The 18269-nt window shown below is 52.1% G+C and carries 13 protein-coding genes; 5 read left to right on the top strand and 8 right to left on the bottom strand.

The window, feature by feature from the left end; translation table 11 throughout:
• Window positions 1–46 precede the first annotated feature (46 nt).
• Window positions 47–1810, bottom strand: a complete 1764-nt coding sequence (gene feoB, locus HQ393_RS11185) for a ferrous iron transport protein B (protein WP_179355254.1) — start codon at window positions 1808–1810, stop codon at window positions 47–49.
• Complete coding sequence (locus HQ393_RS11180; protein WP_179355253.1) at window positions 1807–2073, bottom strand: FeoA family protein; 267 nt, start codon at window positions 2071–2073, stop codon at window positions 1807–1809. The genes feoB and HQ393_RS11180 overlap by 4 nt, the downstream gene beginning before the upstream one ends.
• 462 nt (window positions 2074–2535) lie before the next feature.
• Between HQ393_RS11180 and HQ393_RS11175 the strand changes: the two genes are divergently transcribed.
• Window positions 2536–3930, top strand: coding sequence for a linear amide C-N hydrolase (locus HQ393_RS11175; RefSeq protein WP_179355252.1), 1395 nt, complete (start codon window positions 2536–2538; stop codon window positions 3928–3930).
• Between the two features lie 180 nt (window positions 3931–4110).
• On the opposite strand, the gene purD is transcribed toward HQ393_RS11175, so the two are convergent.
• The 5 genes from purD to dusB all read right to left on the bottom strand — a co-directional run bounded on the left by purD (window position 4111) and on the right by dusB (window position 9473).
• A complete protein-coding gene (gene purD / locus HQ393_RS11170; RefSeq protein WP_179355251.1) occupies window positions 4111–5385 on the bottom strand; it encodes a phosphoribosylamine--glycine ligase in 1275 nt (424 codons plus the stop codon).
• Window positions 5386–5459: 74 nt separating this feature from the next.
• Complete coding sequence (gene pagP, locus HQ393_RS11165; RefSeq protein ID WP_179355250.1) at window positions 5460–6014, bottom strand: lipid IV(A) palmitoyltransferase PagP; 555 nt, start codon at window positions 6012–6014, stop codon at window positions 5460–5462.
• 506 nt (window positions 6015–6520) lie between these two features.
• Window positions 6521–8083: a bifunctional phosphoribosylaminoimidazolecarboxamide formyltransferase/IMP cyclohydrolase gene (gene purH / locus HQ393_RS11160; RefSeq protein ID WP_179355249.1), complete on the bottom strand. Its 1563-nt coding sequence runs from the start codon at window positions 8081–8083 to the stop codon at window positions 6521–6523.
• A gap of 48 nt (window positions 8084–8131) precedes the next feature.
• Window positions 8132–8371, bottom strand: coding sequence for a helix-turn-helix domain-containing protein (locus HQ393_RS11155; RefSeq protein WP_179355248.1), 240 nt, complete (start codon window positions 8369–8371; stop codon window positions 8132–8134).
• A gap of 91 nt (window positions 8372–8462) precedes the next feature.
• Window positions 8463–9473 (bottom strand): tRNA dihydrouridine synthase DusB, encoded by a 1011-nt coding sequence (dusB, locus tag HQ393_RS11150; RefSeq protein ID WP_179355247.1) that lies wholly within the window; start codon window positions 9471–9473, stop codon window positions 8463–8465.
• Window positions 9474–9697: 224 nt separating this feature from the next.
• On the opposite strand from dusB, the gene hemF reads away from it, so the two are divergent.
• The 4 genes from hemF (at window position 9698) to HQ393_RS11130 (ending at window position 17583) form a co-directional block, all read left to right on the top strand.
• Window positions 9698–10714 carry an oxygen-dependent coproporphyrinogen oxidase gene (hemF, locus tag HQ393_RS11145; RefSeq protein ID WP_179355246.1) on the top strand — a complete coding sequence of 339 codons (1017 nt, stop codon included), beginning with the start codon at window positions 9698–9700 and terminating at the stop codon, window positions 10712–10714.
• A gap of 315 nt (window positions 10715–11029) precedes the next feature.
• On the top strand, window positions 11030–15676 hold the full coding sequence (gltB, locus tag HQ393_RS11140) for a glutamate synthase large subunit (protein ID WP_179355245.1): 4647 nt from the start codon (window positions 11030–11032) through the stop codon (window positions 15674–15676).
• The gene (locus tag HQ393_RS11135; protein ID WP_179355244.1) at window positions 15676–17139 is read left to right on the top strand and encodes a glutamate synthase subunit beta; all 1464 of its coding nucleotides are present in this window, start codon (window positions 15676–15678) and stop codon (window positions 17137–17139) included. The genes gltB and HQ393_RS11135 overlap by 1 nt, the downstream gene beginning before the upstream one ends.
• A gap of 123 nt (window positions 17140–17262) precedes the next feature.
• A complete protein-coding gene (locus HQ393_RS11130) occupies window positions 17263–17583 on the top strand; it encodes a hypothetical protein (protein ID WP_179355243.1) in 321 nt (106 codons plus the stop codon).
• A gap of 60 nt (window positions 17584–17643) precedes the next feature.
• Here HQ393_RS11130 and HQ393_RS11125 read toward each other — a convergent pair whose 3' ends face one another.
• A complete protein-coding gene (locus tag HQ393_RS11125; RefSeq protein WP_179355242.1) occupies window positions 17644–18204 on the bottom strand; it encodes a DUF1003 domain-containing protein in 561 nt (186 codons plus the stop codon).
• Between the last annotated feature and the right edge of the window lie 65 nt (window positions 18205–18269).

The following is an 18269-nucleotide window of genomic DNA, read 5'->3' as shown; positions in this document are numbered from 1 at the left end:
CCCGTTAGCTTTCACTATCGGGCGTTTTTTTGGGGTGAGCTGGCGTTTAGAATCCTAATAAGCGCGCTGATTGGTAAAACACAAATGACACCAACCACGCTAAGCCCAGTGACCACGTGAGCGAGAAGGCGGTGTAGGCATTCGATTTGGATTCTTTCTTGATCGCCGCAATTGTGGATACACAAGGTACATAGATCAGCGAGAACAGCATAAAGCTATACGCAGAAACAGGATCGAGCGTATGCGCGAGCTGGCTCGCCAGAGCTGCGCCTTCGTGGCCAGTGATGACCGACAGCGCACCGAGCACGACTTCTTTGGCGACAAAACCGAAGATCAGCGCGATCGACAGCGTGGATTCAATCCCAATGGGGGAGAGTACTGGCGCAAAGAATTTGGCGATTACTTCGGCGTAGCTATGCTGTGGGTTCGGATAATTGGTGAGCAACCACACCAACACAACACCAATCACAATCATCGTGGTGGCCAGGCGCAAGAAATCACGCGCTTCGCCCCAGCCGCGACGCCAAATGTGATTAAACAAGGGCAGACGGTAGGGGGGTAGCTCCAACGCAAATGGCTCGCTCGATTTGAATTGCGATTTGAAAATCACCGCTGTGCTCATCGCGATCAAAATACTCGCCAGATACAGCGACAAAACGACCCATGGCGCTTGCGTCGGGCTAAAGAGCGCGCCGCTGAGAAAGAGGAAAATCTGCAATCGGGCCGAGCACAGCGAGAATGGAATCGTCAGCATTGTGAGCAAACGCGCTTTGTGATCGCGAATGACGCGAGTACCCATAATCGCCGGAACATTGCAGCCAAAGCCCATCATCAGCATCACAAAACCACGGCCATCAAGCCCCATGCGGCTCATTACGCCATCCATCATAAACGCAGCGCGGGCAAAGTAGCCCGAGTCTTCGATGATAGCCATCAGGCAGAAAAAGAGGAAAATAATCGGGGCAAAGGTCAATACGGTACTGATGCCATCAAATACACCGCTCACAATCAGGCCGCGTGCAAATTCAGGCAGGCCGGCCGTCGCGGGCAGCAAGGCGTGGGTTTTGAACCAATCGAGGCCTTCACCGAGGTAGTCTTGCAGCGGCGTACCAATGGCATAGGTCAGTTGAAACAGCGCCAGCATCATCAAGATAAACAGCGGCAGGCCCAGCCAAGGGTGCAGTACAAATCGGTCGAGCTTGGCCGTTGCGCCTTCGTTCAAGGTAGGTGGTTGATGAACGCAGCTTTTGAATAACTGATGCTCTTGTGGATGCAGGATACTGGCGCTAGGTATATTACTGAAATCCATTTGGTGTGATGTTTTTACAAACATACCCTGAATGGCTTTCTTGGTTTCTGGGATGCCTTGGCCGTATTTCGCACTCACGAGCTCAATTGGGCAATCGAGGGCCTGACTTAGCGCCGCCACATCGATGGTGATCCCCGCGCGTTTGGCTTCGTCCAGCATATTCAGGCACAAGACCAAAGGCGCGCCCAAGGCTTTTAATTGCAAAGCCAGCGCCAATTGGCGATCAAGCTGACACGCATTCAACACCAAAACCACGGCGTCTAAATGCGCTTCGGCCAAAAAGCGCTGTGCGACTTGCTCGTCTTCCGCGCCGCCAGTCAGATCGTAAATGCCCGGCAAATCGAACACCTGCACCATATCGCCACCGAGCAAGATGCGACTTGAAGCCAGCTCGACGGTTAGCCCCGGCCAATTGGCGACACGGGCTGTGCCACCTGTTAAGCGATTAAATAATGTCGATTTGCCCGTATTGGGCATGCCTACCAGTGCGATGCGCTTCATGCCACAACCTCGGCGCTGCAGGCCGATGGCATTTCGCTACTGATGAGGCGAACTTTAATCCCTTGTGCCGCATCACGGCGCAGCATGATTTCGGTGCCGCCAACCCGCAGTTGCAGTGGGCCGCCGAGCCAACCGCGACGCAAAACCTTCACTTCACTATTGATGCGTAAACCCAGCGCCGATAAACGCTGACTAAGATCCGCGGGTAGGTCTAAGGCGATGACTTGGGCGGCTTGAGTGAGGGGGATTTGAGCAAGGTTCATGATTAACGAGACTGATTTGCATTTAATAGATATAGATCATCCGCCTTTGGTTATTGAAAATCAATCGTATTTAGCCTGATTTTGATTTAGCTTAAAAATGAGTAATGAGGGGGTGATTTATGGTGGGCAAGACAAAGACGGTGCTTATGTGTGCCGTGTGGTCAAAGCGCAGCCAAAACATTATCCGATCAGCAAAATTTACAAAACTGATTTGAAATGCCTTAGGCCATTGTTTGGGTATCGGTTTGATTCAATGGCATGGATAAAAGCCAAAAAGTCTGAGCATCTAGAGCAGGTAAATACAGTGTTGCATGTTGACATAAATATAACATGCAATGACAATGAGCTTACTTATATATTATTTTTTACAATGCGAATAATTGGTGCCAGTAATTCCTCGTCGAGGATACTGCGGCCTACATTCTGTAGTTTTTCATTTCGCCAGAAACCAAGGAGCAAAGCATGAAGTCAAAATTACGTAGATCATGGAAATTCGCTCATAAATTGATTAGCACCTCAGTTGCTACTGCGTTGCTAGCTATTACACCTCTTCAGCAGGCACAAGCATGCACAGGGATTACGCTACAAGCACAAGATGGCGCTTACATTTTCGCTCGCACTCAAGAGTGGGGCACTTTTGATCTGCGCTCTCGTGTCACCATTATCCCGCGCAACTATGCGCTACAAACCACGTTGGAAGACGGTAAAAAAGGCGTGGGCTGGAAAACAAAATATGGTGTGGTCGGTTTAGATGTGGTTGAAAAAGATTATCTGATTGATGGGATGAATGAAAAAGGCTTGACGGTCAACTTGTTCTATCAAGAAGGGTATACCGAATATGCGAAGTATGACCCAAGCAAGGCGGCGACCAGCATTCCAGTTTTGGCGCTCGCACCTTACTTATTGTCCAACTTCCAATCCATCGATGAAGTCCGTGCTGCGATGGCGAAACTCAATGTAATTGGCGTGCGTGTTGAAGCAATTGGTGGTGTACCCCCTGTGCATTTGATGGTCACCGACCACACGGGTAAAGCTGTGGTCATCGAATTTACTAACGGCATTACTAAGCTGCATGATGCGCCCTTGGGTATTGTCACCAACGGCCCGAATTACGATTGGCACATTAATAATCTGCTGAACTATACAAGCCTCGATGTACCGCTGCCTCATCGTAAAGCAGACGATATTAAATCACTGAAATTTGGTGCGGGTGCACGGCTGTTTGGTTTGCCAGGCGATTTAACTTCGCCATCACGCTTCTTGCGTGCAGCTGCGTACGCCAGCACAGCACGTAAAACAGTCGATGGTCCAGAAACCATGTACGAAGCATTTCGTATTTTAGATAACTTCAACCTCACTGTCGGCACTGCAGCCGCTGAAGGTGGTGGTGAAGTGAATCAAGAAGGTATGCGCAGCTCAACTATTTGGACGACGGCGTACGATACAAAAAATCTCGTGTTGCAATACCACACGCAACACAACCGCCGCATCCGCCAGCTCGACTTTAAAACGGTCAACTTTGATGCCAAGGAGGTCGTGCGTATTCCGCTAGACCGCGAAAAAGCGCAGGATATCGAATACTTGAACCCATCCAATTCATCGCAAAACATCATGTCCTTAGCAGGTGGCTGGAGCGCTGCGGAAGTCGATCAACTGGCCATGGATGCCGCCAATTTTGCAGTAAGCAAAGATAGCTCATCAGCTAAATTGAAACGCATTATCGAAGTGAAAAAACAGGTGGTGAAAGGCGCTAACTATTTCATCAATTACGAGCTTGACGACGGCAGCGTATGGGATGCCATTGTTTATCGTGACCTGACAGGCGAATTTTCATTGAAGCAGTCAGCAAAAAGATAGTTTTATCTGCAGACATCAAAAATAGAGCCTACAGCCCAGACTTGAACGATGAGTTTGGTCGTGATGCAGAGCTTGTGGACTCTATTTTTTGATTGAGTTCATCTTTATTCAGTAATTTTTACTTTGGCAGTTCAAACAAAAAGCGGCCTAGGCCGCTTTTTGTTTGAACTTAGTGTCGCTTTATTTGCGATTAATCGCGCGCCAAGCAATATCGCTTCGGTATTGGGCGCCGTCAAAGTGAATGCCCGCCAAAATATCGTAAGCGCGTTTTTGCGCCATTTTGAAGCTGTCGCCAAACGCGGTGACACACAAGACACGACCACCACTGGTGACAGGCTCGCCAGCGGCATTGAGCGCAGTACCCGCATGGAAAACATGACCATCTTCCAGCTCACCAGGCAGGCCGGTAATCACATCGCCTTTACGCGGTGTCTCAGGGTAATTGTGTGCAGCCATCACGACGCCGAGCGCGACGCGGCGATCCCATTCACATTCGATTTGATCCAGCGTGCCATTTACGCCGTGTTCGATCAGCGTCACAAAGTCTGATTTCAGACGCAACATAATCGGCTGGGTTTCTGGGTCGCCAAAGCGGCAGTTAAATTCCAGCGTTTTGAGTGAACCATCGGCGCTGACCATCAGGCCGGCGTACAAAAAGCCGGTGTATTCGATGCCGTCTTTGGCCATGCCTTGTACGGTTGGCAAGATGACTTCGCGCAATGCCCTGGCATGTATCTCTGGCGTTACTACTGGCGCTGGGCTGTATGCGCCCATACCCCCAGTATTCGGGCCTTCATCGCCGTCAAGCAGGCGTTTGTGGTCTTGGCTAGAGGCCATCGCCAACACATTTTTGCCATCGACCATGACGATAAAGCTGGCTTCTTCGCCGGTTAGGAATTCTTCGATCACCACGCGCGCGCCAGCGTCGCCGAGTTTATTGTCCGACAGCATCGCATCGACTGCGTCGTGCGCTTCGTCCAAAGTCATCGCAACCACAACGCCTTTACCCGCCGCCAAGCCGTCGGCTTTGATCACAATCGGCGCGCCTTTGCGTTTGATGTATTCATGCGCCTCGCCGGCATCGGCGAATGTTTGATATTCGGCGGTTGGGATGTTGTGACGCATCATAAAGGCTTTGGCAAAGTCTTTTGATGATTCGAGCTGTGCACCTGCTTTGGTTGGGCCAAAGATTTTCAAGCCAGCAGCGCGGAAAGCATCCACGACGCCTTGTGATAACGGTGCTTCTGGGCCCACGACGGTGAGTTGTACGTGTTCAGCTTTGGCAAACTCGATCAGTGCGGGGATGTCGGTGATGTCGACATTCGTCAAGTTTTTGTCGAGGGCCGTGCCGGCATTACCGGGTGCAACAAAGACTTTGGCCGCACGTTCAGATTGAGACAGCTTCCATGCCAGCGCATGTTCACGGCCACCTGAGCCAATCACAAGGATATTCATACCAACTCCATCAGGAGTAAGACTAAGGGAGGCGGCGTATCGGAAATCGCCTCATACCTTAAGCCTCACAGTTTTTAATAATCAAAACGGGTAAAAATAAACAGCACATTGCCGTTGTTTTTGCCGCCCGGTAAATATGTCGCAAAAATATTGGTTTTATCGTATTTGATGCCAAACATAGGCAAGGCAAATGGCAGGGGAATATTGTTGCCAATATCAGCACGGGTAAACAGGCCTGCAGTCCAGCCAGCGCCGGCTCGGAGTGGACCTGCGACATCCCAGTACCACATATAGGCATAACCGACGTGGCCCTCGATGTTTTTGTGTGAGTCTGCAAAGGCTAGCGCGTAAATCATTTCTTCATTGCGATTGCCAATCGGGCGGTGAAAACCGAGGCCGCCACCGTAGGCAAATTCATTGTAGCTGTCGATTTTGTCTGCATCGTAGGTCGCGCGATTGTGCCAAGCGTATCCTGACAAATACAAGCCACCTGTGCCTTCGTTCCAAGTGCCTTTGATGTGCGAACAGGCCGTGTCCAGACCCCACACCCAGCTCTCGCAATCGACTGCTTTAGCTGGAAAGGAAAAGACGGTAAGGAGCGCAATTAATGCCCAAAGTTTTTTTAGCATGTATAAATCCAGTGAATGTATATCCATGAAATCTAGATTAGAACTGGATTTCATGGATATACCTTCCGTAGGTATAGGTAGAGATTGCCAATAACACCTAGTTTACTACAGCCGACTTGAAATTCGAGTGACATAACGTAAACGACAGCAAGCTGAGTTAAACCACGGTATTAAATTTCAAAGCCCGAATGAATCGGGCTTTGAGGTGGGCATCTACTTCCATTTAAAGCCTTGCGCGAGCTGCGAAGTGCCGCAACCCAATCTGATCGCAGTAGCAAAGCACTGAGCGAGCGAGATGCGAATGGACAAGGAATCGGATTGCGACGTGTACATCGAGTACGACGTGTACATCGAGTACACGAAATACCGCATCAAAAGGCTCGCCCATGTCTTAGCAAGTTTATTTGGGAGCGAGAAGCACGTTAGCGCGAAGCCAGTGGCGACGTGTACGTAGAGTGCACAAGGCATGCAGCGACAAAGCTAGCGTGCTTCATAGCCCCAAATAATTAGTGACGGAAGTGACGAATACCCGTCATCACCATCGCAATACCATGCTCATCCGCCGCTGCAATCACTTCTTCATCGCGCAAAGAGCCGCCTGGTTGGATGATCGCCGATACACCGTTTTCAGCAATCACATCCACGCCGTCGCGGAATGGGAAGAAGGCGTCAGACGCCGCCACCGAGCCACGCAATTCCAGGCCTGCGCTGCGCGCTTTGATTGCAGCGATTTTGGTTGAATCTACACGGCTCATCTGGCCCGCGCCAATGCCGAGGGTCTGGCCTTTGCCGCAGAATACAATCGCGTTGGATTTCACAAATTTCGCTACGTTCCACGCGAACAGCAAGTCTTTCAATTGCTGATCATTTGGCTGCAATTTGGTGACGATTTTCAAGTCGGCCAAAGTCAAAGCGTGCACGTCTGGCGTTTGTACCAACAAACCGCCGCCAACACGTTTCAAGTCGAAACGGTTTTCGCCGCTTTCGATGGCAACTTCCAGTACGCGCACGTTTTGTTTTTTCGCAACCAGTGCCAGAGCTTCTGGCGTGTAGCCCGGGGCGATCAATACTTCGAGGAATTGCGCTGAAACCGCTTCGATTGTGTCAACGTCAACGACCTTGTTGAAAGCAATAATGCCACCAAATGCGCTGGTGGTATCAGTCGCAAACGCCATGCGGTACGCAGTGTAAGTGTCTTTTGCTACTGCAACGCCGCAAGGGTTGGCGTGTTTTACGATCACACAGGCTGGCTCTTCAAACTGCTTCACGCATTCCCACGCTGCATCTGAGTCAGCGATATTGTTGTACGAAAGCTCTTTGCCTTGGTATTGCTTGTAGTTGGCCAAGCTGCCGGCAGCTGGGTCAAGGTCGCGGTAGAATGCGGCGGACTGGTGTGGGTTTTCACCGTAGCGCATGTCTTGCACTTTTTCGAATTGCAAGTTCAAACGAGTTGGGTAAGCTGCTTTTTCACCGTCGGCAGTCAATGCGGTCAGGTAGTTCGAAATCGCGCCATCGTAGGCTGCGGTGTGGCTGAAGGCTTTTTTCGCCAAGTTTTTGCGGGTGTTCAGGCTCAGGCCGCCGTCGTTGGCTTGCATTTCAGCGATCAAGGTCGCGTAATCAGCGGCATCGGTCACGATGGCCACGTGAGCGTGGTTTTTCGCTGCAGAGCGCACCATCGCTGGGCCGCCAATATCGATGTTTTCGATTGCATCTTCGTAGCTGCAGTTTGGTTTGGCGATCGTGGCTTCGAATGGGTACAGATTCACGCACACCAAATCGATATTGCCGATGCCATGTTCTTTCATCGTATCAACATGGCTATCGAGGTCGCGACGACCCAAGATGCCGCCGTGGATTTTTGGATGCAGCGTTTTCACTCGGCCATCAAGCATTTCTGGAAAGCCAGTGTAATCGGCTACTTCGATCACCGGAACGCCGTTGTCGGCGAACAATTTGGCGGTACCGCCAGTCGACAGAATTTCAACGCCTTGCGCTGCGAGCGCTTGGGCGAATTCAAGAACACCAGTTTTGTCAGATACGCTAATCAGCGCACGAGTGATTTTGCTCATCGTCTTTCCTAAAAAGATCAAACTACTCTAAAAAAGGCAATTTACTAATTAAAGTAAATCGTAGGTTTGTAATTTCTTGCGCAGGGTATTGCGGTTAATGCCCAGCATTTCTGCGGCTTGGGTCTGATTACCCCCAACCCGTTCCAGTACTTCGATCAATAATGGCTTTTCCATCCGGCCCAGTACCATTTCGTACAGTGCACTTGGCGGTTCACCGTCAAGATCATTGAAGTATTGCGCCAGCGATTCTTTAATCGCGATTGCAATCACATCGGTTGATACATTCATAAAACTTCCTATTTTTGTTTTTGTTAAGTAGGAAGGCAAAAGCTTGCACGCCGTGTTACCGCGCCTTGCGTGCAAACATCTGGCCAGTTACTTATTGCGCTTCAATTGCGTCTTGGTACTGCAACCGTTCGCCAAACTGCAGCAAATGGTCAAAAAACTGGCGGGTAAATGCTGCTTGCCCCGCGGTGCTGTCCTCGGCATACATCGCCTGCCGAAATTCATTACTGCCGTGCAAACCCTTGGTGTACCAAGCGATGTGTTTGCGCGCGATGCGGCAGCCCGAATATTCGCCGTAAAAAGCGTACAAATCGTCTAAGTGCCCTAGGAGTACATCGCGAATCTCGACGACCTCGGGGGCGGGGAGTTCTTCACCCGTGGCGAGGTAATGCGCGATTTCGCGGAAAATCCACGGGCGGCCTTGCGCGGCGCGGCCGATCATAATTGCATCAGCGCCAGTGGCTTTGAGCACATGCGCCGCTTTTTGCGGGCTATCGATGTCGCCATTGGCAATGACTGGAATTGAAATTGCATTTTTCACGTCACGAATCAGCTCGTAACGCGCATTGCCGTTATACATGTCTTCACGGGTGCGACCGTGAATCGCCAGCGCAGCAATGCCTGCTTGCTCGGCGCGTTGGGCCACACGGATGATGTTTTCTGCACCATTGGCAAAGCCAAGGCGGGTTTTGAGCGTAACGGGTACATCGACCGCATCGACCACGGCATCAAGAATCTCGCCGACGAGCTTTTCGTCTTGCAATAAGGCCGAGCCGGCGAGCTTATTGCAGACCTTTTTGACTGGGCAGCCCATATTGATGTCGATAATCTGCGCGCCATTGGCCACCTGATAACGTGCGGCAGTCGCCAACGCGGCGGGGTCGGAGCCCGCAATTTGCGCCGAAATCGGTGCGAGCTCGCCATCAAAATTGGCGCGATTGAGTGATTTTTTCGCAGCGCGCAGCGATTGATCGCTGGTGATCATTTCCGATACAGCATGACCCGCACCAAAGCGTTTACACAGTTGGCGGAACGGGCGATCTGTCACCCCAGCCATCGGCGCGACGATCAGATTATTTTTTAGCTGATACGGGCCAATCTGCATGGCTGGAAATTTGGGGAATCTTGGGAAGGCGCGGATTGTACCGCTTGATTAAAAAATAGGCAAATGCAAAAAGCGGCTAGTTTTCAGTGTGCTGTAGGTATGCATGGCAAAGAGAATTTGGCGCTCAATTGCAGGCCGATACCGCGCAAATTAATTTTTGTAACAGCGAATTGGCCGCGCTAAAAAAGCGCAGGTATGATGCGATGATTGGATGGGAGCTTGGCATGAATATTACTGCGGTAAAAGATTACTTACTGACGCTACAACAAAATATCGTCGCGACGCTAGAAACACTGGATGGACAGTGTTTTCGCACCGATAGTTGGCAACGTCCTGAAGGCGGCGGCGGGATCAGCCGTTTGATCGAAGATGGCAATTTGTTCGAGCGCGGTGGTGTGAATTTCTCGCATGTGATGGGCGACAAACTGCCGCCGTCCGCGAGCGCGCACCGTCCAGAGCTGGCTGGTCGCGCTTGGGAAGCGATGGGGGTATCTTTGGTGGTGCACCCGCGCAACCCCTACATCCCGACCGTACATATGAATGTGCGTTTCTTTATTGCTAAGCCATCCGAAGCCGAATTGGCAAAGCATGCTGAGGCGAATCAAGGCGGCGAGGCGGCCACGACGCAGCAATACGAAACGGTATTGCAAGGAGAGGCTAACGAAGCCAACGCAGATGCAGCCCAGCAGGCGAAGCCAATTTTCTGGTTTGGTGGTGGGATGGATCTGACCCCTTATTATGGGCATCATGAAGATGCCAAACATTTCCACCAAAGCTGCAAAGACGCGCTTGATCCGTTTGGTGGCGAGTTGTACCCCAAATTCAAAGACTGGTGCGATAAATACTTCTTCCTCAAACATCGCAATGAAGCGCGCGGTGTGGGTGGTATTTTCTTTGACGACTTTTCCGAGCTGGGTTTTGATGGCTCGCTGGCGATGTTGCAGTCGGTGGGCGACGCCTTTCTGAAAGCCTATGTGCCGATTGTCGAGCGCCGCAAAGATTGCGAATACGGTGCGCGCGAGCGCGATTGGCAAGGCTACCGTCGCGGTCGGTATGTGGAATTTAATCTGGTTTGGGATCGCGGTACGCTGTTTGGCCTGCAATCGGGCGGGCGTACTGAGTCTATCTTGATGTCGATGCCACCGATCGCCAATTGGCGCTACGACTATCATCCAGACGCAGGTAGTCCAGAAGCGGCCTTGTATACCGATTTCTTGCCCCATCGTGACTGGCTGGCTTAAGCAGCGCTAGAGCTGACTTTCTTGTCAGAACGTGTTCACAATCTGCTGCGCTCAAACGATTCGGCGTTAAAAACGCCGTCCGAATGCTCGTTTACATTGTGTAAACTCCGCTTCTCCGTCGTTTTTGCCTTGCCTCGCTCTAGCTCGCTAGATTGTGAATACGCTCTAAGTCGGCTCTGACTTGGATTAAATTTTCGTGAATTTCCCCAATTGACTTCCCAACTTTCTGGCAAACTGCTTTTCTACTGACGATAGTGTTGCAAGTGACGTATCCATCGAGGATATGTGTTGTGACTGCAGAGAGGAAACGAGCGGATGTTAGAACAGCGACCAGAACAGCAGGGCATGTATGACCCGGCGAACGAACACGATGCCTGTGGTGTGGGCTTTGTAGCCCACATCAAAGGTCAAAAAAGCCATAGCATTATCGAGCAAGGCTTATTAATTCTGAAAAATATCGACCATCGCGGTGCGGTCGGTGCGGATGCGCTGGCTGGCGATGGTGCGGGTATCTTGATCCAGATTCCGGATGCACTGCTGCGCAGAGAGATGCTTACCCAGGGTATTGTGCTGCCTCCGGTCGGTGACTATGGCGTTGCAATGTGTTTCCTGCCGCAAGAGCCAGCAGCTCGTGCCGCGTGTGAAGAAGAGATCGAGCGCGCTGCCCGCGCAGAAAAACAAGTCGTGTTAGGTTGGCGTGATGTGCCGGTCAATCGTGAGATGCCGATGTCGCCGCTGATCAAGGCGACTGAGCCGGTGATTCGTCAGTTGTTTATTGGTCGCGGCAACGACGTACTGGTCACCGACGCGCTGGAACGCAAGCTCTACATCATCCGCAAACGCGCTTCACACGCGATTCGCGCGCTCAAACTCAAACACGGCGGCGAGTATTACATTCCATCGTGCTCGGCACGCACCGTGAACTACAAAGGTTTACTGTTGGCTGATCAGGTTGGCGAGTACTACCTCGATCTGCAAGACCCCGCATGTATCTCTGCACTGGCCTTGGTGCATCAACGCTTCTCGACCAATACCTTCCCAACTTGGGATTTGGCGCATCCATTCCGCTATATCGCGCACAACGGCGAGATCAACACGCTGCGCGGTAATGTGAACTGGATTCGTGCGCGCGAAAAAGCGATTAGCTCGCCAGTGCTGGGTAAAGACATCGATAAAATCTGGCCGCTGATTTATCCGGGGCAATCTGATTCGGCTTCATTTGATAATGCGCTTGAGCTCTTGGTGATGGGCGGTTATTCACTCGCACAAGCGATGATGATGATGATTCCCGAAGCGTGGGAAAAGAACGGCGAAATGGACGAAAAACGTCGCGCCTTCTACGAATACCACGCCGCGATGATGGAGCCATGGGATGGCCCGGCCGCCGTGGCGTTTACCGATGGTCGCCAGATTGGCGCCACGCTCGATCGTAACGGCCTGCGCCCAGCTCGTTATCTCGTCACAAATGACGATTTGGTCGTGATGGCGTCTGAATCCGGCGTATTGCCGATTTCAGAAGATCGCATCAATAAAAAATGGCGTCTGCAGCCGGGCAAAATGTTCCTGATCGACTTGGAGCAAGGCCGCATTATTGACGACAAAGAGCTTAAAGACAGTCTGTCGAATGCCAAACCGTATCGTGAGTGGATCGAAAAAATCCGCGTGAAGCTCGATGATATTGAATCTGAGGAAGTGCCCGCTGCTTTGCCAAGCGCGAACTTGCTCGATTCACAACAAGCATTCGGCTATACGCAAGAAGACATCAAATTCATTCTGGAGCCTATGGCCAAGAATGGCGAAGAGCCCACTGGCTCGATGGGCAATGACGCAGCGTTGACCGTGCTGTCGCGCAAAGACAAGCCGCTGTACAACTACTTCAAGCAGTTGTTCGCGCAGGTGACTAACCCACCGATCGATCCGATCCGTGAAGATATGGTGATGTCGCTGGTGTCTTTCATCGGCCCCAAACCCAATCTGCTCGGCACGACAGACATCAATCCACCGATTCGTCTGGAAGTGGCGCAGCCGATTTTAAGCACCAAACAGTTTGAAAAAATTCGCAATATCGGTCAGTACACTAGCGGCAAGTTCTACTCGCACGAGCTGGATATTTGCTACCCAGCCGCTTGGGGTAAAAACGGTGTTGAAGCGCGTTTGGCTTCACTCGTGGCAGAAGCTGAAGACGCAGTGAAATCGGGCGCGAATATCCTGATCGTGTCCGATCGCAAGATGGATGCCGAGCATGTGGCAATTCCTGCACTGCTGGCCACGTCGGCGGTGCATCAGCACTTGGTAAAACGCGGTCTGCGTACCAGCACCGGTTTGGTGGTTGAAACTGGCTCTGCACGTGAAACGCACCACTTTGCATTGCTCGGTGGTTATGGCGCCGAAGCGGTGTATCCATACTTAACTCTTGCGACACTCGCAGATTTGGCCGAGGGCGACGCAGAACTTGCCAGCAAATACCAGAAAAACTTTATTAAAGGCGTCGGCAAAGGCTTGCTGAAAGTGATGTCGAAAATGGGTATTTCGACTTACATGTCCTACACCGGCGCGCAGATTTTCGAAGCGATCGGCCTGCAAAAGGCCTTTGTGAAGAAATACTTCACCGGTACTGCCAGCAATGTAGAGGGTATCGGGCTATTTGAAGTGGCCGAAGAAGCCGTGCGCTTGCATACCGCGGCGTTTGGCAGCGATCCAGTGCTGGCCAATATGCTCGACGCAGGCGGTGAATATGCCTTCCGTACTCGCGGTGAAGATCACTTGTGGACGCCCGATTCAATCGCTAAATTGCAACACGCCACGCGCAGCAATTCGTACTCAACGTACAAAGAATACGCGGCGCTGATTAATGATCAGAGCAAACGTCACCTGACGCTGCGCGGCTTGTTTGAAATTAAAGCCGCTGGTGCACCAGTGCCGCTGGAAGAAGTTGAGTCGGCCGCAGAAATCGTCAAACGCTTTGCCACTGGCGCGATGTCGCTGGGTTCAATCTCGACTGAAGCGCATTCAACGCTGGCGATTGCAATGAACCGCATTGGCGGCAAATCAAATACCGGTGAAGGCGGTGAAGACGCAACGCGTTTCAAGCCACTGCAAGCGGGTCAAACACTATCGGAAGTGATCGGTAAAAACCGCATTGAGCGCGACTATACGTTCAAAGAAGGCGATAGCCTGCGCTCGGCGATCAAGCAGGTTGCATCAGGCCGCTTTGGTGTAACGACTGAGTACCTAGTTAACGCTGATCAAATCCAGATTAAGATGGCGCAAGGCGCGAAACCGGGCGAGGGTGGTCAGCTGCCTGGCCATAAGGTTTCGGAATACATCGGTAAGTTGCGTCACTCGGTGCCCGGTGTTGGCTTGATTTCACCGCCACCTCACCACGATATTTACTCGATCGAAGATTTGGCGCAACTGATTCACGATCTGAAAAACGTCAATCCTGTTGCCTCAATTTCGGTCAAGCTAGTTGCCGAAGTCGGTGTAGGTACTGTGGCTGCCGGTGTTTCGAAAGCCAAAGCCGATCACTTGGTGATTGCTGGTCATGACGGCGGTACGGGCGCTTCACCACAATCGTCGATTAAACATGCGGGCGGGCCGTGGGAATTGGGCTTGGCAGAAACGCAGCAAACGCTGGTGCTGAATAAGCTGCGCGGTCGGATCCGCGTGCAGGTCGATGGTCAAATGAAAACTGGTCGCGACGTTGTCATTGGCGCTTTGCTCGGTGCCGACGAGTTCGGGTTTGCGACTGCGCCGCTGGTGGTTGAGGGTTGTATCATGATGCGCAAGTGTCACCTCAATACCTGCCCCGTGGGTGTGGCAACGCAAGACCCAGTATTGCGTCAGCGCTTCTCAGGCCAGCCTGAGCATGTGGTGAATTACTTCTTCTTCGTTGCTGAAGAAGCGCGCCAGATCATGGCCGAAATGGGTATTCGCAAGTTTGACGATTTGATTGGCCGTTCTGATCTGCTCGACAAACAAGCCGGCGTTGAACATTGGAAAGCCAAGGGTCTGGATTTCAGCAAAATCTTCTTCCAGCCTAAAGTCGCCGCCGATGTACCGCGCCTGCATGCCGAGGTGCAAGATCATGGATTGGTCAAAGCACTTGACCAAGAGTTGATTGCGCAAGCCGCACCTGCACTTGAGCGTGGCGAAGTGACGCAAATCAGCCTGCCGGTGAAAAACATCAACCGTACCGTTGGTGCGATGCTCTCGGGTGAAGTGGCGCGCCGTTATGGCCATGCTGGCTTGCCAGAAGATACGCTACGTATCGCACTGCAGGGCACAGCAGGACAGAGTTTCGGGGCATTTCTCGCCCGGGGTATCACGATCACGCTGACAGGCGAAGGCAACGATTACGTCGGTAAAGGCCTGTCGGGTGGTCGAATTGTGATACGCCCAAATGCGAGCTTCGTTGGTAAAACGTGGGAAAACATCATCGTCGGCAATACCGTGCTGTTCGGTGCGATTGCCGGTGAGGCGTTCTTTGCTGGTGTTGGCGGTGAGCGTTTTGCGGTGCGCAATTCAGGCGCAACAGCAGTGGTAGAGGGCCTGGGCGATCACGGTTGCGAATACATGACCGGCGGTACGGTGGTGGTGCTGGGCAATACTGGCCGCAACTTCGCTGCGGGCATGTCAGGTGGTATCGCCTACGTTTTCGACCCAGAAGGCGTGTTTGCAGGTCGTTGCAATATGGCGCAAGTGGCACTCGAAAGTGTGTTGCTAGCTGAGGCCCAAGAGCAACCATTCCACAATGGTGTGGCCGACGAAGTTCAGCTCAAAGCCTTGATCGAAAAACACGCCGCCTTAACGGGTAGTGTGCGCGCGGCCGAGATTCTTGCGAATTGGTCTGCCAGACGCGCTGCTTTCGTCAAAGTATTCCCGAACGAATATCGCCGTGCATTGAAGGAAATGGCTGCAGCAAATACCGTGAACGCCGCAGCGCAGAAGGAGATCGCATAATGGGTAAGCCAACAGGTTTTCTAGAAATCGAGCGTGTCAAAGACAGCTACGAGCCAGTGGCGCAGCGCCTGACTCACTATCGCGAGTTTGTGCCTGCACTGAGCGATGATGCGGCCAAATTGCAAGGCGCGCGCTGCATGGATTGCGGTATTCCATTCTGCAATAACGGCTGCCCAGTGAATAATGTGATCCCTGATTTTAACGATCTGGTTTACCAGCAAGACTGGCAAAACGCGCTGACGGTATTGCATTCGACCAATAACTTCCCCGAATTTACGGGGCGCGTGTGTCCTGCGCCGTGTGAAGCGGCCTGTACCTTGGGCATTAATGCTGATCCAGTGGGGATTAAATCGATCGAGCGCGCGATCATCGACAAAGCATGGGATAACGGTTGGGTCGTGCCACAGCCTGCCAAAGTCAAAACGGGCAAGAAGGTTGCCATTGTTGGCTCTGGCCCTGCGGGTCTGGCCGCTGCACAGCAGCTCGCTCGCGTGGGCCATAGTGTGACCGTGTTTGAGAAAAACGACGCGGTCGGAGGTTTGTTACGCTACGGCATCCCCGATTTCAAACTCGAAGCAGAAGTGATCGATCGTCGCTTGGAGCAAATGCAATTCGAGGGTATTGCTTTCAAAACCAATACGGTAATTGGCTCTAGCGATATACCCAAGGGTATCGTGAATGACGCGAAAACCGTTGTTACGCCTGCCGAGCTCGAAGCAGCATTCGATGCTGTGATATTGGCCGGTGGTGCCGAAGTGCCGCGCGATTTGCAGGTGCCGGGTCGTGAACTCAAAGGCGTGCATTTCGCGCTGGAATTGCTGATCGCGCAAAACAAGCAAAACGTCGGCGGTGCGGCTAACCCGATCAATGCGAAAGACAAGCATGTGGTTGTGATCGGTGGTGGTGATACCGGTAGTGATTGCGTAGGCACCAGCAACCGCCACGGCGCAGCGAGCGTGACTCAGCTAGAACTGATGCCGATGCCGCCCGAGCAGGAAAATAAATCCATCGTTTGGCCATACTGGCCAGTGAAGCTGCGCACGTCGAGCAGCCACGAAGAAGGCGTTGAGCGCGATTTCGCGGTGCAAACGCAAGAGTTTGTCGGCGAAAATGGCGTACTGAAAGCGGTGAAACTGGTGCGCCTCGATTGGGTGGATGGCAAGCCAACTCCGGTTGTCGGTAGCGAATTTGAGCTCAAAGCTGACCTAGTGTTCCTGGCGATGGGCTTTACCAATCCAGTAGCCAGCTTGCTCGATAGCTTCGGCGTTGAAAAAGACGCGCGCGGCAATGCTAAAGCGAGCACTGACGGCGTGGGTTGCTACCAAACCAGCGTCGCCAAAGTGTTTGCTGCGGGTGACGTACGCCGTGGTCAATCGCTTGTGGTATGGGCAATTCGCGAAGGCCGTCAGGCAGCGCGTGAGGTTGATGCTTTCCTGATGGGGAGCAGTACTTTGCCGCGATAAGCCGCTAGTTTTACGCACTGTAAAAAAGCCGGCGGTCTAGCCGGCTTTTTTATTGCTAAGGTGTACGGCGCAATTGCCCGTATAATCGACAGATTGAAATGGCTGGATGACGAAGGATTAAAGATGACCGAGCAAGTAAACCCCGAAGTACCCGCAGACTGGCACGTTATCTTGCGTCCGAATCACGACCGCAAAGTGGCGGCCAAAAGTAAGCTCTATCGCTTGCGTAATAATCAGCCCGAGCGTTTGGCGCAGCTGGAAGAAATCGTGGGTGATTCAAAATTCAAATACAACCGCTTTAAGCGCGTGATCGATTCGCCGGAGCAATATCTGGTCGATCGCCTACGCCATGCTTGCGTCGAGATCATCGGGCATGATCGCGATATTGTGCATTACTTAATTGCGATTGCCATTGAGCGTAGCGAGGCGTCTAAAAAACGCTAAACGTCAATTATATTGACGCAATTCAAACCCCGTCTTCGTGATGTGACGAATGCGGGGTTTTTATTTTGCTGGGCTTTCTGTGTCTTGCGCAGCGGGTTGCGCTTTAAGCTGGTTTTTGACTTCGTTCAAATCCGACAGGATATTCCACGTCAGATGCTCCACGCGCTGATTGAGCGCCTGTACCGCCGCTTCGGCTTTGAGGTTGACTTCAAAATCGCGAATCATCGTTAAGCGATCACGTGCGGCTTGGCGGTTTTGTGACATCAAAATGAGTGGCGCTTGCACCGAGGCCAGCATCGATAAAATCAGATTCAGAAACACATAGGGGTAGGGGTCAAAGGCGTGGTTGCGCAGAATGTCGGTGTTGAGAATGGCCCAACCGACCAGAAATGCGCCAAAAATGCTGATAAATGTCCACGAGCCGCCAAATTCTGCGACGCGATCGGCAAGGCGTTCGCCAAAAGTGACGCCTTCGACGGGGATTTCATCTTGCGCGCGATTGGCCTGTAGGCGGCGTGAAATGCGCATCAGCGCGTTGCGCTCTCGTTCGCCAATATCACTGACGCCCGAATTGAGTAAGTGCTCGGCTAAAAAGCGCAGGTGTTGTTCGTCTTGTCGCATTTTGGGCTCCGCGGCTGGTTTGCAAAGCCATATTGTATGAGTCGAGCTGGGTGGCAAGACTTAAA

This window comes from Chitinibacter bivalviorum, from assembly GCF_013403565.1.
GTDB lineage: Bacteria > Pseudomonadota > Gammaproteobacteria > Burkholderiales > Chitinibacteraceae > Chitinibacter > Chitinibacter bivalviorum.
Note: the sequence above shows the minus strand (reverse complement) of the source record. Positions and strands in the feature narration are given on the sequence as shown.